The organism is Phaeocystidibacter luteus (assembly GCF_008933115.1).
GTDB lineage: Bacteria > Bacteroidota > Bacteroidia > Flavobacteriales > Schleiferiaceae > Phaeocystidibacter > Phaeocystidibacter luteus.
In genome coordinates this window covers 208,629-223,313 of sequence record NZ_WBVO01000003.1, presented here as the reverse complement: position 1 = coordinate 223,313, position 14,685 = coordinate 208,629, and the positions used below count along the sequence as shown (strand labels likewise).

Annotated in this window: 14 protein-coding genes; 3 read left to right on the top strand and 11 right to left on the bottom strand. The window is 46.2% G+C overall.

The genetic code is table 11. The annotated features are described in order from the left end of the window. The first annotated feature begins 21 nt into the window (after nucleotides 1–21). Nucleotides 22–1,410, top strand: coding sequence for a dipeptidase (locus tag F8C67_RS06360; RefSeq protein WP_151666980.1), 1,389 nt, complete (start codon nucleotides 22–24; stop codon nucleotides 1,408–1,410). A 524-nt stretch (nucleotides 1,411–1,934) separates the two neighbouring features. On the opposite strand, the gene F8C67_RS06355 is transcribed toward F8C67_RS06360, so the two are convergent. Next, nucleotides 1,935–4,178: an inorganic phosphate transporter gene (locus F8C67_RS06355; RefSeq protein WP_151666979.1), complete on the bottom strand. Its 2,244-nt coding sequence runs from the start codon at nucleotides 4,176–4,178 to the stop codon at nucleotides 1,935–1,937. A 192-nt stretch (nucleotides 4,179–4,370) separates the two neighbouring features. Here F8C67_RS06355 and F8C67_RS06350 point away from each other — a divergent pair, with 192 nt between their 5' ends. Together F8C67_RS06350 and F8C67_RS06345 are read left to right on the top strand one after the other, a co-directional pair. Continuing rightward, complete coding sequence (locus tag F8C67_RS06350) at nucleotides 4,371–6,341, top strand: thioredoxin domain-containing protein (protein WP_170266382.1); 1,971 nt, start codon at nucleotides 4,371–4,373, stop codon at nucleotides 6,339–6,341. Continuing rightward, a complete protein-coding gene (locus F8C67_RS06345; RefSeq protein WP_151666977.1) occupies nucleotides 6,338–6,895 on the top strand; it encodes a DNA-3-methyladenine glycosylase I in 558 nt (185 codons plus the stop codon). Before F8C67_RS06350 ends, F8C67_RS06345 begins: the two co-directional genes overlap by 4 nt. Here the strand turns inward: F8C67_RS06345 and tsaB are convergent. The 10 genes from tsaB to cyoE form a co-directional block, all read right to left on the bottom strand. After that, nucleotides 6,885–7,583 carry a tRNA (adenosine(37)-N6)-threonylcarbamoyltransferase complex dimerization subunit type 1 TsaB gene (tsaB, locus tag F8C67_RS06340; RefSeq protein WP_151666976.1) on the bottom strand — a complete coding sequence of 233 codons (699 nt, stop codon included), beginning with the start codon at nucleotides 7,581–7,583 and terminating at the stop codon, nucleotides 6,885–6,887. The genes F8C67_RS06345 and tsaB overlap by 11 nt on opposite strands. After that, a complete protein-coding gene (locus tag F8C67_RS06335; protein WP_151666975.1) occupies nucleotides 7,580–8,836 on the bottom strand; it encodes an efflux RND transporter periplasmic adaptor subunit in 1,257 nt (418 codons plus the stop codon). The genes tsaB and F8C67_RS06335 overlap by 4 nt, the downstream gene beginning before the upstream one ends. A 4-nt stretch (nucleotides 8,837–8,840) precedes the next feature. Next, on the bottom strand, nucleotides 8,841–10,265 hold the full coding sequence (locus F8C67_RS06330) for a TolC family protein (protein WP_151666974.1): 1,425 nt from the start codon (nucleotides 10,263–10,265) through the stop codon (nucleotides 8,841–8,843). Between the two features lie 87 nt (nucleotides 10,266–10,352). Further along, complete coding sequence (locus tag F8C67_RS06325; RefSeq protein WP_151666973.1) at nucleotides 10,353–10,592, bottom strand: hypothetical protein; 240 nt, start codon at nucleotides 10,590–10,592, stop codon at nucleotides 10,353–10,355. Continuing rightward, nucleotides 10,585–11,115, bottom strand: coding sequence for a DUF420 domain-containing protein (locus tag F8C67_RS06320; RefSeq protein WP_151666972.1), 531 nt, complete (start codon nucleotides 11,113–11,115; stop codon nucleotides 10,585–10,587). The genes F8C67_RS06325 and F8C67_RS06320 overlap by 8 nt, the downstream gene beginning before the upstream one ends. Then, nucleotides 11,112–11,804, bottom strand: a complete 693-nt coding sequence (locus F8C67_RS06315; protein ID WP_170266381.1) for an SCO family protein — start codon at nucleotides 11,802–11,804, stop codon at nucleotides 11,112–11,114. The genes F8C67_RS06320 and F8C67_RS06315 overlap by 4 nt, the downstream gene beginning before the upstream one ends. Before the next feature lie 35 nt (nucleotides 11,805–11,839). Next, complete coding sequence (locus F8C67_RS06310; RefSeq protein ID WP_151666970.1) at nucleotides 11,840–12,163, bottom strand: cytochrome C oxidase subunit IV family protein; 324 nt, start codon at nucleotides 12,161–12,163, stop codon at nucleotides 11,840–11,842. A gap of 21 nt (nucleotides 12,164–12,184) precedes the next feature. Further along, nucleotides 12,185–13,126, bottom strand: a complete 942-nt coding sequence (locus F8C67_RS06305) for a cytochrome c oxidase subunit 3 (RefSeq protein ID WP_223277524.1) — start codon at nucleotides 13,124–13,126, stop codon at nucleotides 12,185–12,187. A 28-nt stretch (nucleotides 13,127–13,154) separates the two neighbouring features. Beyond that, nucleotides 13,155–13,739 (bottom strand): cytochrome c oxidase subunit 3, encoded by a 585-nt coding sequence (locus F8C67_RS06300; protein ID WP_151666969.1) that lies wholly within the window; start codon nucleotides 13,737–13,739, stop codon nucleotides 13,155–13,157. Between the two features lie 2 nt (nucleotides 13,740–13,741). Next, on the bottom strand, nucleotides 13,742–14,650 hold the full coding sequence (gene cyoE / locus F8C67_RS06295; RefSeq protein WP_151666968.1) for a heme o synthase: 909 nt from the start codon (nucleotides 14,648–14,650) through the stop codon (nucleotides 13,742–13,744). Nucleotides 14,651–14,685: the final 35 nt, after the last annotated feature.

Genomic DNA, 14,685 nt, shown 5'->3' with positions numbered 1-14,685 from the left:
AATCACTTCAAAAGCATACATATGAGTTCTTACTCCAATTATATTGATGGTAACAAAGACAGAATGCTCGACGAGCTTCTCGAGCTTTTACGTATCCCATCTGTTTCTGCAGATTCTGATTATAAAGAAGATGTTCTAAAGGCCGCTGACAAGGTAGCGGAACATCTCAGAAATGCGGGTGCCGACAACGTAGAAGTCTGCGAAACTCCTGGTCTGCCCGTTGTTTACGGTGAAAAGATTGTCGACAGCTCCTTGCCTACAGTCCTGGTTTACGGTCACTACGATGTGCAACCTGCCGACCCAATTGAACTTTGGGACAGCCCTCCTTTTGAGCCTGTCATTAAAAAGACAGCACTCCACCCTGACGGGGCCATTTTTGCCAGGGGTGCTTGTGATGACAAAGGGCAATTTTTCATGCACGTCAAAGCCTTCGAGACCATGATGAACAATGGTGGCGTACCATGCAACGTAAAGTTCATGATTGAGGGTGAAGAGGAAGTAGGCTCGGCCAACCTCGGCTGGTATGTTGAGCGCAATCGAGAAAAGTTGAACTGTGATGTAATCTTGATTTCCGATACTGGAATGATTGGTCCAGATCAACCATCAATCACCACAGGACTTCGTGGATTGAGCTATGTTGAGGTTAAGGTAACCGGCCCGAATCGCGACCTTCATTCTGGCCTTTACGGTGGTGCTGTCGCAAATCCGATCAACATCCTCAATCAAATGATTGCGAGTTTGCATGACGAGAATAACCACATTACTATCGATGGTTTTTACGACAAGGTGCAGCAAGTAAGTGATGAAGAAAGAGCTGCCATGGCGCAGGCTCCATTCTCACTTGAGGCTTACAAGGCATCGCTTGATCTGCCTGATGTTTGGGGGGAGAAAGGTTATAGCACAATAGAACGCGCAAGTATTCGTCCGACTCTTGACGTAAACGGCATTTGGGGCGGTTACATTGGAAAGGGCGCAAAGACTGTTATTGCGTCGTACGCAGAAGCAAAGATTTCTATGCGACTCGTGCCAGATCAAGATCCGGAAGAAATCACGGAACTCTTCACTAAGCACTTCAAGAGTATTGCACCTTCATGTGTCACTGTAGAGGTACGTCCGCACCATGGTGGCGAGCCATACGTGACGGGTATTGATCACCCAGGATTTAGAGCAGCGTCAAAGGCCATGTCCGCCACATTCGGCAAAGAGGCCATTCCGATGCGCTCAGGCGGTTCTATTCCAATCCTTTCACTCTTTGAAAGAGAGCTTGGGGCAAAATCGATTTTGATGGGCTTTGGTCTAGATTCAGACGCCATTCACTCTCCAAATGAGCACTACGGTGTCCGCAACTACTTTATGGGAATCAAGACGATTCCACTGTGGTTTGAGGAGTATGTGAAGGAGATGGGTTAATGGACTATCGGACTTATAGACTATTGGATTAATAGAGGGTTAGAGGGTTTGACTTGGAGAGCTCTCTAGTCCCTTAGTTATAATGAGATTGAAATATGAAATCCTCTGCTTTAGAGCGGGGGATTTTTTTTGTTTAGGTGTGCGGAAATGGGAAGGTTTTGAGAGGGGAATGCCGAGAGGTCAGATTCTGGGCGGTGGGGCTTCGGTGAGCGAAAGTTCGAGTGATGGGATTTCGTGAGGCGAGTCTTCGAGTGCGGAGGCTTTAAGCGTGGAGGTTGAGCTGCCCGGGGTCACTTCCCGCGACCCCAATCGCAAGTTCGGTATTCCCGCCGAAGTTAGTCGGAGGGTAAACGTTTAAAAACGGTTCTTGAATTTTTCTTTCGAATCTGGTCTGAGGTTCACGAAAATGGCCAGGAAATTCCGAACTTACTCCTGGGCGAGGAGGTGGAGGCCCCTATTTCGAAACCCCGTTCCATTCGAAGCTTTCACCAAAGCTAGAACTTCCATTCAGCTTTGGCCTATTCTCACTCCTCAACTTCACGATACGCATAGCGCGTATACAACTTCAACATACGAGCCCCAATAGCCACCATGTCCTTGGTCTCCAATAGAAGTCCCGTCTGAAGCGACCCAAGCCTACTCGTTACCTCATCCTCTTGAATCAGCGTAACCTGCGTATCCAAGTTCTCCGAAATAAAGTCTAACAAATCTCGCTTCTCTTCAGCAATTCTGTCGGCATTGGTAAAGTCCAAATTGTCGATACTACGGCTGACATTATCAATGAACCGCCCAAGACGACTTTCCACATCGAGCATGGTATCTAAAAACTCCCTACTCGGCGGAGCGTGGTGATTGTTCACGTGATCTCTACACAACTGAGCGACCGCAATAGAGTTGCTTTGAAGCTCTTCCATCAAGTCAAAAACAGTAATGTACAGCTTGCCAGCTTCAGTATGTCCTTTGCCCATTTTCTTGACAAACTTCATGAGTTTACCCTTGGCCTTCGAGGTGGCATTATACTGCTTCTCAAGAAGCTTAAGGTTTCGACTCAGAACGTCCCCATTCTGTCCTATCAAAGAGCGGATGCTCAAGGAAACTAGGTTGTTGATACTTTCAAGCTGCTCAACTGTTTCCTTTCGGCTAGAGGCGATTACATCATCAATATTGGCAAGCTGACGAGCAAGTTTTGCATCGGTTGCTTTCTTCTCGGTTTGAGCGCGTTTGAATCTACGCTGACTCATAACAAGCACCAATCCAGCTAGTGCTGCAACAGAGAATGCTCCAGCAATACCTGTGTAATAAAGCAAAAGAGCAATGATGGCTGATGCCACAAAGGCGATTATGGCTGTCATCAACCAACCACCAATCACATTGAGTACACCTGCTACACGATATACGGCAGATTCTCGCCCCCAAGCACGGTCGGCGAGCGACGTACCCATGGCTACCATGAATGACACATATGTCGTAGAAAGCGGCAATCCTTCATTAGACGCGAAGGCGATAATGATACTCGCGCCCATCAAGTTTACAGCCGCACGCAGCAAGTCAAATGCGGGTTGATCTTTTTCCGCTACTGCGCGTTGCACCTTCATAGGTTCAAATCGCGAACCGATTTTTTCTTTGATTCCACTTCCCACCATAGAGTTAGAAGCTTTTCCGATAGCCATCACCCCTCCTACTACAGCTCGTGAAACCAAGTTCGGCTTGAAGCGTTCTTCACCTTCACTCTGACGACCCAAGTTCACCTCAGTCTCGGTTACTTTTCTTGATTTTCCTGAGAACCACAGCGTGATTACCATAATAGCCCCAGCTCCAATCAAAAGAGAGATGTCGGTTTGGACAGACTCTGACAATGCTTCCATGGTGAAGGATTCCGCAGCTACTCCTGCTACTGACCAAGCCTCGTACGACTGCAAGCCTGCAACGGCTACGCCGATAAAGTTTACGAGGTCATTACTTGCAAAGGCCATCGCGAGGGCAAAAGTGCCCATAAGTACAACCACTTTGAGTGGGTTGACCTTTGCCATCCACATCAACGTTTGCGTTACAATTGTCCAGAAAGTGAAAGAAATCAATAGCAGCACATAGATGTTCTGAGAGATGTACTCTTTCACATCTCCTGCGAGGAAGCTCGTATTCTTCGCGCCTTTAAACAGCAAGAAATAGGTAATTGCTGTAATAGCAATTCCGCCAAAAATAGCTCCACCTTTCTTTAATGATTTATCCAAATTGAAGGTGAACACAAGGCGGACCAAGTATTGGACAATTACACCAAAGGTGAAGGCTATCAGAACACTCAGGAAGATTCCGCCTATGATCTTCGTGGCACTATCAAACTTGATGAAATTGGCAAACTCAATGTCTATACCCGACGAAGAGGAAATCAACATGCCCACCGTAAAGGCCGCACCTAAGAGTTCGAATACGATAGAAACCGTAGTACTCGTGGGTAGTCCGAGTGTATTGTAAAAATCTAGAAGCAGAATATCGGTGAGCATGACCGCCAAGAAGACGACCATAATCTTGTCGAACGTAAAGAATTCTGGAACGAAGATGCCCTTTCTTGCAACCTCCATTACCCCATTGGAAAACAGCGTTCCAGCCAAGATTCCCAAACTGGCAATAATCATAATGGTGCGAATCTTCGCTACCTTAGAGCCAATGGCTGAATTGAGGAAGTTTACTGCGTCGTTACTAACACCTACTACAAGGTCGACTATCGCCAAGGCGAAAAGCAAGTAAACAAGAATGAGGTAGTTATCCATGAATGGAAATTTCGGCAAAAATAGATGCACTCGACAGGAGCTACCTTAACTGTACGTTAATTCTACCTGCCCCAATGAACCAAAACTGCGGTTAGTTGTACCCTACACATTACAATGATGCGAATTAAGTCCTTCTTTCCTGCAGTAGCAATAGTCACCGGACTATTTTCTTGTACAAATTCAGACTCTCATATGTCAAACCATCTCGCCTCTAGCTCAAGCCCTTACCTCCTTCAACACGCACATCAACCGGTGGACTGGTACCCTTGGGGTGATGAAGCCTTAGAGAAAGCCAAAAAGGAAGATAAACTGATCATCATTTCAGTTGGCTACTCAACCTGCCATTGGTGTCACGTTATGGCTCACGAAACTTTTGATGATGACAGTGCCGCAGCTTTTATGAATGAGCACTTCGTATCCATAAAAGTAGATCGAGAAGAACGTCCCGACATAGATCAAGTTTACATGAGAGCTGTACAGATGATGACAGGTCAAGGCGGGTGGCCTTTGAATGTTGTTGCACTACCAGATGGACGGCCAATTTGGGGCGGCACCTATTTCCCGAAAGACCGCTGGATAGCAAGTCTAGAACGAATTCTAGAGGTTCGAAAAGACGACCCAGAAAGTGTCGAAGATTACGCGCAAAAACTGCAAGAAGGTGTTCAACTCAGCAGCACCATTGCACCAACCGAAGACTCACCCGCGATAGATGAGGAACTCTTCCACGTGATGCGACACAATTGGTCGAGACGGTGGGATACACTAGAAGGAGGTCCAAACAAAGCTCCAAAATTCCCACTTCCCAATAACTACGCATACCTCCTCAGATATGGGTTCCAATATCAAGATCATGAGGCTTTACTCCAAGTAGAGAGAACGCTAGACGCAATGGCCAAAGGGGGAATCTACGACCATGTAGGTGGTGGTTTCACACGCTATTCAACCGATGCTCAATGGCGTGTCCCTCACTTCGAAAAGATGCTTTATGACAATGGGCAACTACTGGAACTCTACGCCAATGGGTTCAGGATGTGGAATAAAGAATCCTACGCAGATATTATCCTTCAAACAGCCGAGTTCTTGAAGCGCGAAATGCGCTCAGAAAACGGCCTCTACTACAGTGCACTCGATGCAGATACCGAAGGAGAGGAAGGCAAGTTCTACGTTTGGACAAACGATGAAATGAACCGCATTCTCGGCTCCGAAGCAGAGGAGTTCAAAGCGGTCGCTTCTTGGGACGATAGAGCGAAATGGGAAGGCGAGAATCACGTGATTCTAAAGGCTTCGAATTCCATCGAGCACCCAAAGTGGTCACACTGGATGAAGCTCCTGTTCGCTGAACGAGAAAAACGAGAAAAGCCGGGTGTAGACACTAAGCAATTATCGAGCTGGAATGCCCTGCTCATAAGCGGACTCACGCATTCAGCATTAGCACTTAACAACGCTGAGCTAAAAACTCAGGCCATAACCTTGGGCACCTCCTTCCATCAAAGCTTTGTAGATGGACGCAAAATATGGCACGCATTCGGAGAAGATGGTGGATATATTGATGGTTTTTGTGATGATTATGCGCTGACCATTAAGGCATATATCGATCTTCATACTTTAACTGCCGATGAAGTTTGGCTCGATCGCGCAGAAGCATTACTGATTGAGGCATTAGCACTGTTTAATGACCCGAATTCTCCACTTTTATGGTACAACTCCAACTCCTCCGAATCACTCATTTCGAGGTCGCATGAAACAGACGACAACGTGATTCCATCTTCCAATGCCGTGATGGCAACAAATCTGTTCCGATTGGGAAGAGCACGAGGCAACGCAGATTGGGAAGAGCGTTCTATCGAAATGACACAAATTGCCCTGTCACAAGCTGAAAGGTATCCGGAAGGATTTACCCAATGGGCGCAAACCGCACTCGATATTCACGGGCCCTTCAAAGAAGTAGTTGTTGCCGGACCAAAAGCCGTGTCCGTAGTGTCAGAAATTGGTCAAACTTACCTTCCGAATATCATCTTACTCGGTATAACTAAAGATTCTGAAAAATCACCCTTTGAGAATCGCTTCGCCGATTTTGGAACGCGCATCTTTGTATGTGAACAAAGAGCTTGTCAACTTCCAGTAGAGAAAGTTGACGAAGCCATCAAACTTATAAACCCATGAATAGATGTGCTTGGTGTGGCGATGATCCACTGTACACGAAATACCACGATGAAGAATGGGGTCAGCCGTTTAACGACGACCATCGAATGTTTGAATTCCTAATCCTCGAAACCTTCCAGGCGGGGCTATCTTGGATTACCATTCTTAGGAAACGTGAAAATTTTCGACGCGCTTTCGACAACTTTCATCCAGAAATCATTGCCGCATACGATGAAAACAAGGTGGAAGAATTGTTAGCCGATGCGGGAATCATTCGAAATCAACAAAAAATTCGAGCCGCAATCAACAATGCCCAAGTAGTCATGAAGATGCAAGAGGAAGGCCTTGGTCTATCTGAGTATTTTTGGAATTGGGTTGACGGTAAGCCCATCGTTAACCATCCTAAAGGTATGGGAGATTTGCCCGCGAAAACAGAATTGTCGGATGCGATAAGCAAAGACATGAAAAAGCGCGGATTCAAATTCGTAGGTAGCACTACTATTTACGCACATCTACAGGCCACCGGCATTGTTGATGATCACGTTGTAGACTGCGACTTCAAGCCTAAAGGTTGAGAGGGGACTTCCTCGGCTTACCTGCCACAAAATCCTTGAGGTAGAAAGGCTCGAAGTAAGCTACGTCCTCTTCGCGACCCGCTTTTATCTTGGCTTGAATCAAGCTTCCCATATCTTTTGCAGAAGGAAATACGGACTTGGAACCTGCATAAATTTCTGAAGGCAGCACTTCCAGAAGTTTCTCTTGTGCATCACCTGCGAGTTCAACCTTTCGGCCACGATGGATAGAGGTATAAATATCCTCCTCAACAATATCGGCTGAAATCTCTGTGATTCGAGTGCCATCTACCTCGTAAAAGGCTCCATAGATTTCCATTCTCCGGGCATCAATATTCGCAAGGATTATTGAGTCTTTCGGTCTAGATAGGAATTCAGAATTCGCAAGTACATCCAGGCTATCAACAGAGTAGAGAGGAATATTCAAAGAGAATGCAAGTCCTTTAGCGGCAGAAACACCGATGCGTAATCCTGTATACGACCCTGGGCCCTTCGACACTCCTACGGCGGTCAAATCCGAGAGTTGGATGTTTGCCTCAGCTGCGCATTGCTCAATGAACAAATGAAGCTTCTCTCCGTGGATGTATGCCGAGCTAGACTCTTCCACACAGGACAGAAGTACACCATCTTGATGGATGGCTACGCTACAGTTTAGTGTAGAGGTTTCAATACTTAAAACTGTGGATGTCACTCCTCTTCTTCGTTTGACTCATCATCGTACTCAATGAGGTCATCTGGATTCAGGCTTTTTGACACCGCCTCATATGGACCCGTGATGATGGTTTGTCCTTCTTCCAAACCAGTAAGAATCTCAATATGAGTTTCATCCTGAATTCCGGTAGTCACAACTACGAGTCTTGACTTACGGCCGTCAGGGACGAAAACAACCTCATAAGGGTCATCCTTGGAATCGTCAACCTTTGCCTTAATTTTCTCGGCTGCCGACATAGAAACGGTATCGTCGCGTACCGTAACGGCCTCGATAGGAACGGTAATTATTCCAGCTTTACGATTGGTTCGAATATCAACAGAAGCGGTCATACCCGGACGAAATGGTTGAGTCTCGCTCTCATCCACATAAGACTCTCTGAGAATGCGAACCTTTACCTCAAAGTTGGTTACCTGATCGGCCGTCATTCCGTCAATCTTCGCGCTATTTGCAATCTCTGTAACCACACCGGTAAACTTCTTGCCGAGGTAGGCATCCACCTCAATAGTAGCGGTATCGTTTAAGCCTACTTTCACGATATCATTCTCGTTCACTTCTACGAGAACTTCCATATCATTCAAATTTGCAATACGCATGAGCTCGGTACCGGCCATCTGTGCAGTTCCAACGACGCGCTCGCCAAGTTCAATATTCAATGCCGAAATAGTTCCTGAAACCGGAGCGACAATCGTCGTACGCTTCAGGTTATCTTGAGCCTCTTTGTAGGTTGCTTCAGCGCTTTGAAGTTGGAATTCAGCAGATTCAACCCCTAGTTCTGCCACACGAAAGGCACGCTGGGCTGCATCCCACTCGGCCTGAGAAATCACGTTTTGCTCGAACAGGCTTTTGCTTCTATTGTAACTTTTCTCGGCCTCCACAAATTGCGCTTCTGCTTGTGATTTGCCGGCTCGTGCAGAATTTACAGCAGCTCTTGAACGATTCACTGCTGCTCGATACAGATCAGGGTTGATGCTCACCAAGAGATCACCCGCCTCAACTGTTTGGCCTTCTTCAATGGGCAACGCGATAATCTCACCACTTACTTCCGGTGAAATCTTCACTTCAACTTCGGGCTGAATCTTACCGCTCGCACTAACCGTCTCTACGATAGTTCGAACAGAAACCTCACCTGTTTCAACCGAAATGGCATTGGAATTCTTCCCTTTTCCCAAAGTGAGCAAGGCAATAAGGGCAACGGCAACTACGCCGATTATAATCCAGGTTCTCTTACTCATGGAGTTAGAGTTGATTGGTTAGGTAAAATTCTAGCACTCGAATCTTGAAGATGTAGTCGTACTTCGACTGCAGCTGCTGTGATTTCGCTGCTAGGTAATTGTTCCGGGCAGTTTCAAACTCATACTGACTAATTGCCCCTTCCTCTCTTCGGATTGTTGCAAAGTCTAAGTTCGTTTGGGCTGCATCTGCCGCCTTAGTAGAGGCGTTATAGGCTTTTAGCGACGCCTTCGCGTCGGCATGTGCTCTTTCTATCGTTTGCTGAAGTTGGTTCTCCTGACGTTCTTGTTCAAGCTCCGCACGTGTCACCTGAAATTCTTGTCTGCGGATATCGTTGCGCACCTGTAAGCGGCTGAAAATCGGCCATGTCAGGTTTACGCCAACGAATTGATTCAAGTTATCCTCGAGCTGAGGACCTACAGCCTTCACTTCTCTGCCTGTGGGAACTGATACCTGAGTAAAAACTGGAACCTGATTGCCCATGTCGTCCCAATATCCAATTTGTGAAACCACGGATTGAGTCCCATCAAAGGTTGGAATCTGATCTGAATAGTTCGTACTCACTGCTGCACGAAGAGAAATCGTAGGCCAAATCTGACCTTGTGATTGATCCAGAGCGAGTTCTGCGCTCTGCACATTGAGCTGTGATGCTTGAATTACGGGTTGTACTTCGCGTGCGGATTCGTAAATACTCTGAGGAGACCTAGCAAGAATTGCTCCTTCAGGCAAGTCCATCTCTGGAGATGAAACATCAAAGCTCGAAGGGTCATCAAGTTGAAGCAATTGTGCAAGCGCAAGTCGACTTAAGATCACATTATTCTCGGCAACAACCATTCGTTGTTCATCCGAAGCCATTTGAGATTCCGCTTGAAGCAGTTCGCCCTCTGCAATCACTCCGGCTTCTCGACGCTTTTGAGCTTGTTCGTACATGCGAACGCTATTGTTGTACTGCTCCGTAGCAACCGTCAATACCTCTTTGTTCATTACGATTTGGAGGTAGTTGGACGCCACGTTGACCGTCACGTCATTCCGAATAGCCGATAACTGATACGTCGATGCCAAATAATCGATTCTACCCTGTTGATATTGATTGATATTTCGCAATCCATCGAACAGAACCCACGAAGAGCTCAGGGTGAGGTTACCCGTTTGTCGGTCGGCGCGTGAAGGCAAGTTGGTAACGGGGTCAATCGAAAGACCGAAGTTCCAGTTGTACCCGCCGGATAATGTCAAATTGGGAGCAAAATTCGCAATGTTTGCATCGCGATTATAGTCGGCCATGGCCACATCTTGTTGTGACTGGCGGATATCAATATTGTTCTCAAGTGCGTAATTCACACACTCCTCGAATGTCCACTCTTTCTTTTGTTGGCTATAAGAGGCAGTCGTAAAAATGAGGCACAGAAGAAAAAGGAAAGCGTGTTTCTTCATTGGTTTCTGTTGGCATGAGCAGTTCTGTAGCCTAACAAATATAGGATTTGCAAACTGTATAGACCAATGGAAAGCGACAATGAATGCCTAGGATTGCGGAGTGCGAGTCTTCTTGTTGTGTCGGTACCACAAAAAAGCGACCACACCCATCATCAAATATGGAAAGACCATAAGGTATAGAATGCCGCTATTGAGACCGTTAGCCACACTTCCACCAGCTCCAGAATTACTTTCGGCAACGGCCTTACACATAGCACATTGTGCGTCCACATTGTAACTGGCAAGCAATGCCAGAATGAAGAATATGAAAACAACCTTTTTACGCATAATACGGTGCCATGAATACATATACCAACACTCCAGTGAACGCAACATAGAGCCAGATAGGATAGGCCCAACGCACTACTTTCTTATGTCTCATCACCTCATTGGTCAAGCCTCTGTAAATAGCGAACATGGCCAAAGGCAACACAGGGATAGATAAGACTATATGAGAGATGAGTATGGGATAATAAATAATCCCCCATTCACCCTCGTACGTGCTCTGAGGCGTACTAGAGTGATAGATTACATAGCTAATCAAGAAGACAGAGGAGAGCCCAAATGCTGCCATCATGCTCAAGCGGTGCCACTTGACTTGCTTTTTTGTAATGAAGAACAATCCCAGAAGAAGCAAAATTCCCGTGCTGCCATTGAGGGCGGCATGAAAGAATGGCAAACTGCGTAGGTCCGCTGATCCCATATTGAGTTTCATGTCCTCCGGCAGCATAAATAAAACAGCAACTGCCAAGGGTACAATTACGCTCAGGGCGATAATTACTGGCTTCCAGATTTGATCTTGTCCTTTCATCGTTCCATTTTCACCTTGCGATACTCCTTGGTGAGTACGCGTAAGTCATCAACAATTGCTTTGATGTCTTTGGCTTCGCTGATGTCGTATGCGCCCACGATATTTCCGTTATCGTCTCTGCGGCTACGAATATGTCCGTCCCAATCCACCAAAACCACTTGCGAAGAGTGATAGTACCCTCCGTGATCTTGTCTGAGCGAATCTTCTTGCGCTGCAAGGAAATAGGCATCGGCCATGGAGAATATCTCTTCTTTATCTCCTGTAACAAAGTACCAGGTGTTTGTGTTCTCCACACCTAGATCTCTTGCATACTGACGAAGAACTGGAACACTATCGTGAGTCGGGTCAATAGAATGAGATAGATAACGAACGTCCTTGAAGGAGCTCAAGCGCGAATAGACTTCCTTTAGGTGAAAGTTCATGCTTGGGCAAATGGTTGGACAAGTCGTAAAGAAAAATGACGCCACGTAGATTTTGCCTTCCATGTCGGCACGTGTCACTGTATCACCGTACTGATTGACGAAAGAATAGTCGGGAATCTTGTAATAAGCGGTATCGAAAGTGCCGTCGGCATTCTCTACCACTTCTTTAGGTCCGATCTTTTCGAGAACCTTGAAATTGAGCTCACCGCTGAAGACAACTGAGAGCACATAAACTGAAACGGGCAGTGCTAGTAGTAGTACCAGCACTGCCCTTTGTTGAATCTTTTTAAACACAGATGACATTAACTTGCGAACAATGCACTTCCTTCAACGAGGAGAATGAAAGTCAAGTAAGGTATCAAGATGAGTACTGGAAGATAGATGGCTAGGCGAAGGCTTTTGCGCTCTCCTTCCAAGTGCATGAATGTTTCAACGATGTAGTAGGCCTTGAACAACGTCAACAAGATGAAGATGTAGTTCAACCAGCTTGTGAAACCACCAGGTGATCCCATCAAGATTTCTGGCTTAATGATACCCAATGCTACTTCTACTGTAGTTACGACGAGAAGGATGAAAAATACCATCCACAATCTGCGTGTTCCTCCGTGTGCGTGATTATCTGACATAATTTCCTTGGATATCTAAAATTATACGAGGTAGAAGAAGGTAAATACGAATACCCATACAAGGTCGACGAAGTGCCAGTACAAACCGACTTTCTCTACCATTTCGTAGTGTCCTCTTCTTTGGTATGTCCCCAACATTACGTTGTAGAAAATGATAAAGTTCAATACTACTCCAGAGAATACGTGGAACCCGTGGAAGCCAGTAATGAAGAAGAAGAAGTTTGCGAACTGCTTATGACCGTACTCGTTGCGTGTCATATTTGCACCTTGAACCACATCTGCAGAAGCGAGAAGCTCTACGGCCTCGTCGTGTGCGATTAGGTTGTCTGGATTCATCACACCGTACTCTTTATCCTTTCCAGGGAAGCGAAGTGTGTAATCTCCGTGAGCAAACGCATCTTGTACTTGCTTGATAGTGAAGTGTTCGTGATGACCATGGCCACCAGCTTCACCGTGAACGAGTTCAGAAAGAGTAAGGAAATTGCCATCGGCATCAGCTGGACGTACAATTTCAGTTGTAGCCAATTCGATACCTCCCTTGTCTCCAATGATGAAGTGATACCACTCCCAAGCTTGAGATCCGAGGAAGATAAGTCCACCAACAATGGTCGCTAGCATCCAGAGGCCAACGCGAATTTTGCGGTTGTTTTTCCCTTCGTGTACCGCTAGTACCATAGTCACGGATGACATAATCAAGATGAACGTCATCAAGGCTACGTAGAGTAGCGGTTGATCACCTTCTAAGCCAGGGAAGTGTGTAAATACACGCTCCGCGATAGGCCAAGTAGTTTCATACTTGAATCGCATCAAACCGTATGCGGTAAGGAAGCCTGAGAATGTCAAGGCATCAGAAATCAAGAAGAACCACATCATTAGTTTGCCGTAGCTCGCGCCCATCGGCTGGTTCCCTCCGCCCCAAACTTTTTCGTCTTGAGGCATTTCCATTGACGTAGTCGTCGCCATGTTTAGTGGATTAAATTTCGCTGCAAGTTTAACGATTTATTGCCAAAAACAGTAATAATAACACCCACAAGATATCCACGAAATGCCAGAAAATTGCTGCCATCTCTACTCCTTGGTAGTCATTAACCGTGTACTTTCCTATAGTTGACTTAATTGCAGTAACAATCAAAGCTATCCATCCACCTACCACGTGAAGCAGGTGAAATCCTGTGATCACGTAGAACCACGACCCTGCCGTATTCGCTTGAATTCCAGCAAAGAATATGTTTGAATTGAAGAGTTCGTTCCATCCAAAGAACTGCAAAAAGCCAAATGCTGTTCCCAAGACCACAGAGATTAAGATCCATCGGGTTGTTGCCGAAAAATCACCCTTCCGACTGGATTTTACCGCGAGCATCATAGTACCGCTACTCGCCAAAATAACAGCTGTAGAAACGTAGAAAATTGACGGAATCTCGAACATCAACCATCCGCTTTCATCCATCAAGTACGATCGAGAAACAATGTAACCAGAGGTCAATCCAGCAAACATCATCACCATAGAGGCAATACCAATCCACAACATGGGCTTAGCAGCTCTCTTCCTTTGTTGCTTTAACGTAGCATCAGTCATAATCAGAACAAGTATCGTTCGAGGACGTAAACAATTTGTACCAGCGGCAAGTATCCAACACTCGTCAGCATCAAGCTTCGAGCTGCCTCTCTACCCGGATTTCTCTTGAGCTTTATAGCCTTACTCAACAACCATAACCCCAAGAGGAAAACTACAATTGCAGATGGTATACTTAGCGTCAAAGCTCCAGTAAAAGAGAAGACGGGCAACAGACTCACAAAGATGGTCCAGATGGTGTAGGTGATAATCAAATTAGCCGAGGTCTGATCTCTCTTTCGTGTAGGCAAAAGATAATACCCGGCCTTTGCATAATCTTCATACGCAACCCAACCAATAGCCCAAAAGTGAGGGAACTGCCAGAAAAACTGAACAGCAAAAAGAAGCCCTGGTTCAATATCAAAGTCATTTGTTGCAGCCACCCATCCAAGCATGAATGGAATAGCGCCAGGAAAAGCTCCTACAAACACAGCCCACGGGGTCCGCGCCTTCATCGGTGTGTACACCAAGGTGTATAGTCCGACCGACAACAAACCGAAGTATGCGCTCATCGGGTTAATCCTAAAGAGCAATACAGCGCCAGCAATCAGAGCGAGCGTGCTAACAATTAAGCCTTCGGTTACCGACATCCTTCCGGCTGCCAATGGACGATTCTTGGTGCGGTTCATCAAGGCGTCGCGGTTTCTCTCCCAAATCTGATTGAAAGCGTTCGAAGCCCCTACCGTTAAGAAGCCTCCTAAAACCAGCGCAACGAACACGCTCCAGTTAAAGCTATCTGTAGCAAGAAGATATCCAGCAGAGGCCGAGAAAACGACGCTCGATGTGAGTCGAAACTTGAGAAGTTGCGTGTAATCTGAAAGTCGCGCTTGTAAAGTTCGCGACCCACCCAAATATGTGGTAGAGCTCTCTTTCATTCGGACCGCAAAGATACTGCACAGTAGAACAGTTA

What these genes read in the sequence shown, in the direction of transcription:
- F8C67_RS06335 (WP_151666975.1), bottom strand. Translation starts at nt 8,836, where the DNA reads ATGAGTAAGAGAACCTGGATTATAATCGGCGTAGTTGCCGTTGCCCTT.
- F8C67_RS06330 (WP_151666974.1), bottom strand. Translation starts at nt 10,265, where the DNA reads ATGAAGAAACACGCTTTCCTTTTTCTTCTGTGCCTCATTTTTACGACT.
- cyoE (WP_151666968.1), bottom strand. Translation starts at nt 14,650, where the DNA reads ATGAAAGAGAGCTCTACCACATATTTGGGTGGGTCGCGAACTTTACAA.
- F8C67_RS06300 (WP_151666969.1), bottom strand. Translation starts at nt 13,739, where the DNA reads ATGACTGATGCTACGTTAAAGCAACAAAGGAAGAGAGCTGCTAAGCCC.
- F8C67_RS06325 (WP_151666973.1), bottom strand. Translation starts at nt 10,592, where the DNA reads ATGCGTAAAAAGGTTGTTTTCATATTCTTCATTCTGGCATTGCTTGCC.
- F8C67_RS06305 (WP_223277524.1), bottom strand. Translation starts at nt 13,126, where the DNA reads ATGGCGACGACTACGTCAATGGAAATGCCTCAAGACGAAAAAGTTTGG.
- F8C67_RS06360 (WP_151666980.1), top strand. Translation starts at nt 22, where the DNA reads ATGAGTTCTTACTCCAATTATATTGATGGTAACAAAGACAGAATGCTC.
- F8C67_RS06310 (WP_151666970.1), bottom strand. Translation starts at nt 12,163, where the DNA reads ATGTCAGATAATCACGCACACGGAGGAACACGCAGATTGTGGATGGTA.
- F8C67_RS06350 (WP_170266382.1), top strand. Translation starts at nt 4,371, where the DNA reads ATGTCAAACCATCTCGCCTCTAGCTCAAGCCCTTACCTCCTTCAACAC.
- F8C67_RS06320 (WP_151666972.1), bottom strand. Translation starts at nt 11,115, where the DNA reads ATGAAAGGACAAGATCAAATCTGGAAGCCAGTAATTATCGCCCTGAGC.
- F8C67_RS06355 (WP_151666979.1), bottom strand. Translation starts at nt 4,178, where the DNA reads ATGGATAACTACCTCATTCTTGTTTACTTGCTTTTCGCCTTGGCGATA.
- F8C67_RS06345 (WP_151666977.1), top strand. Translation starts at nt 6,338, where the DNA reads ATGAATAGATGTGCTTGGTGTGGCGATGATCCACTGTACACGAAATAC.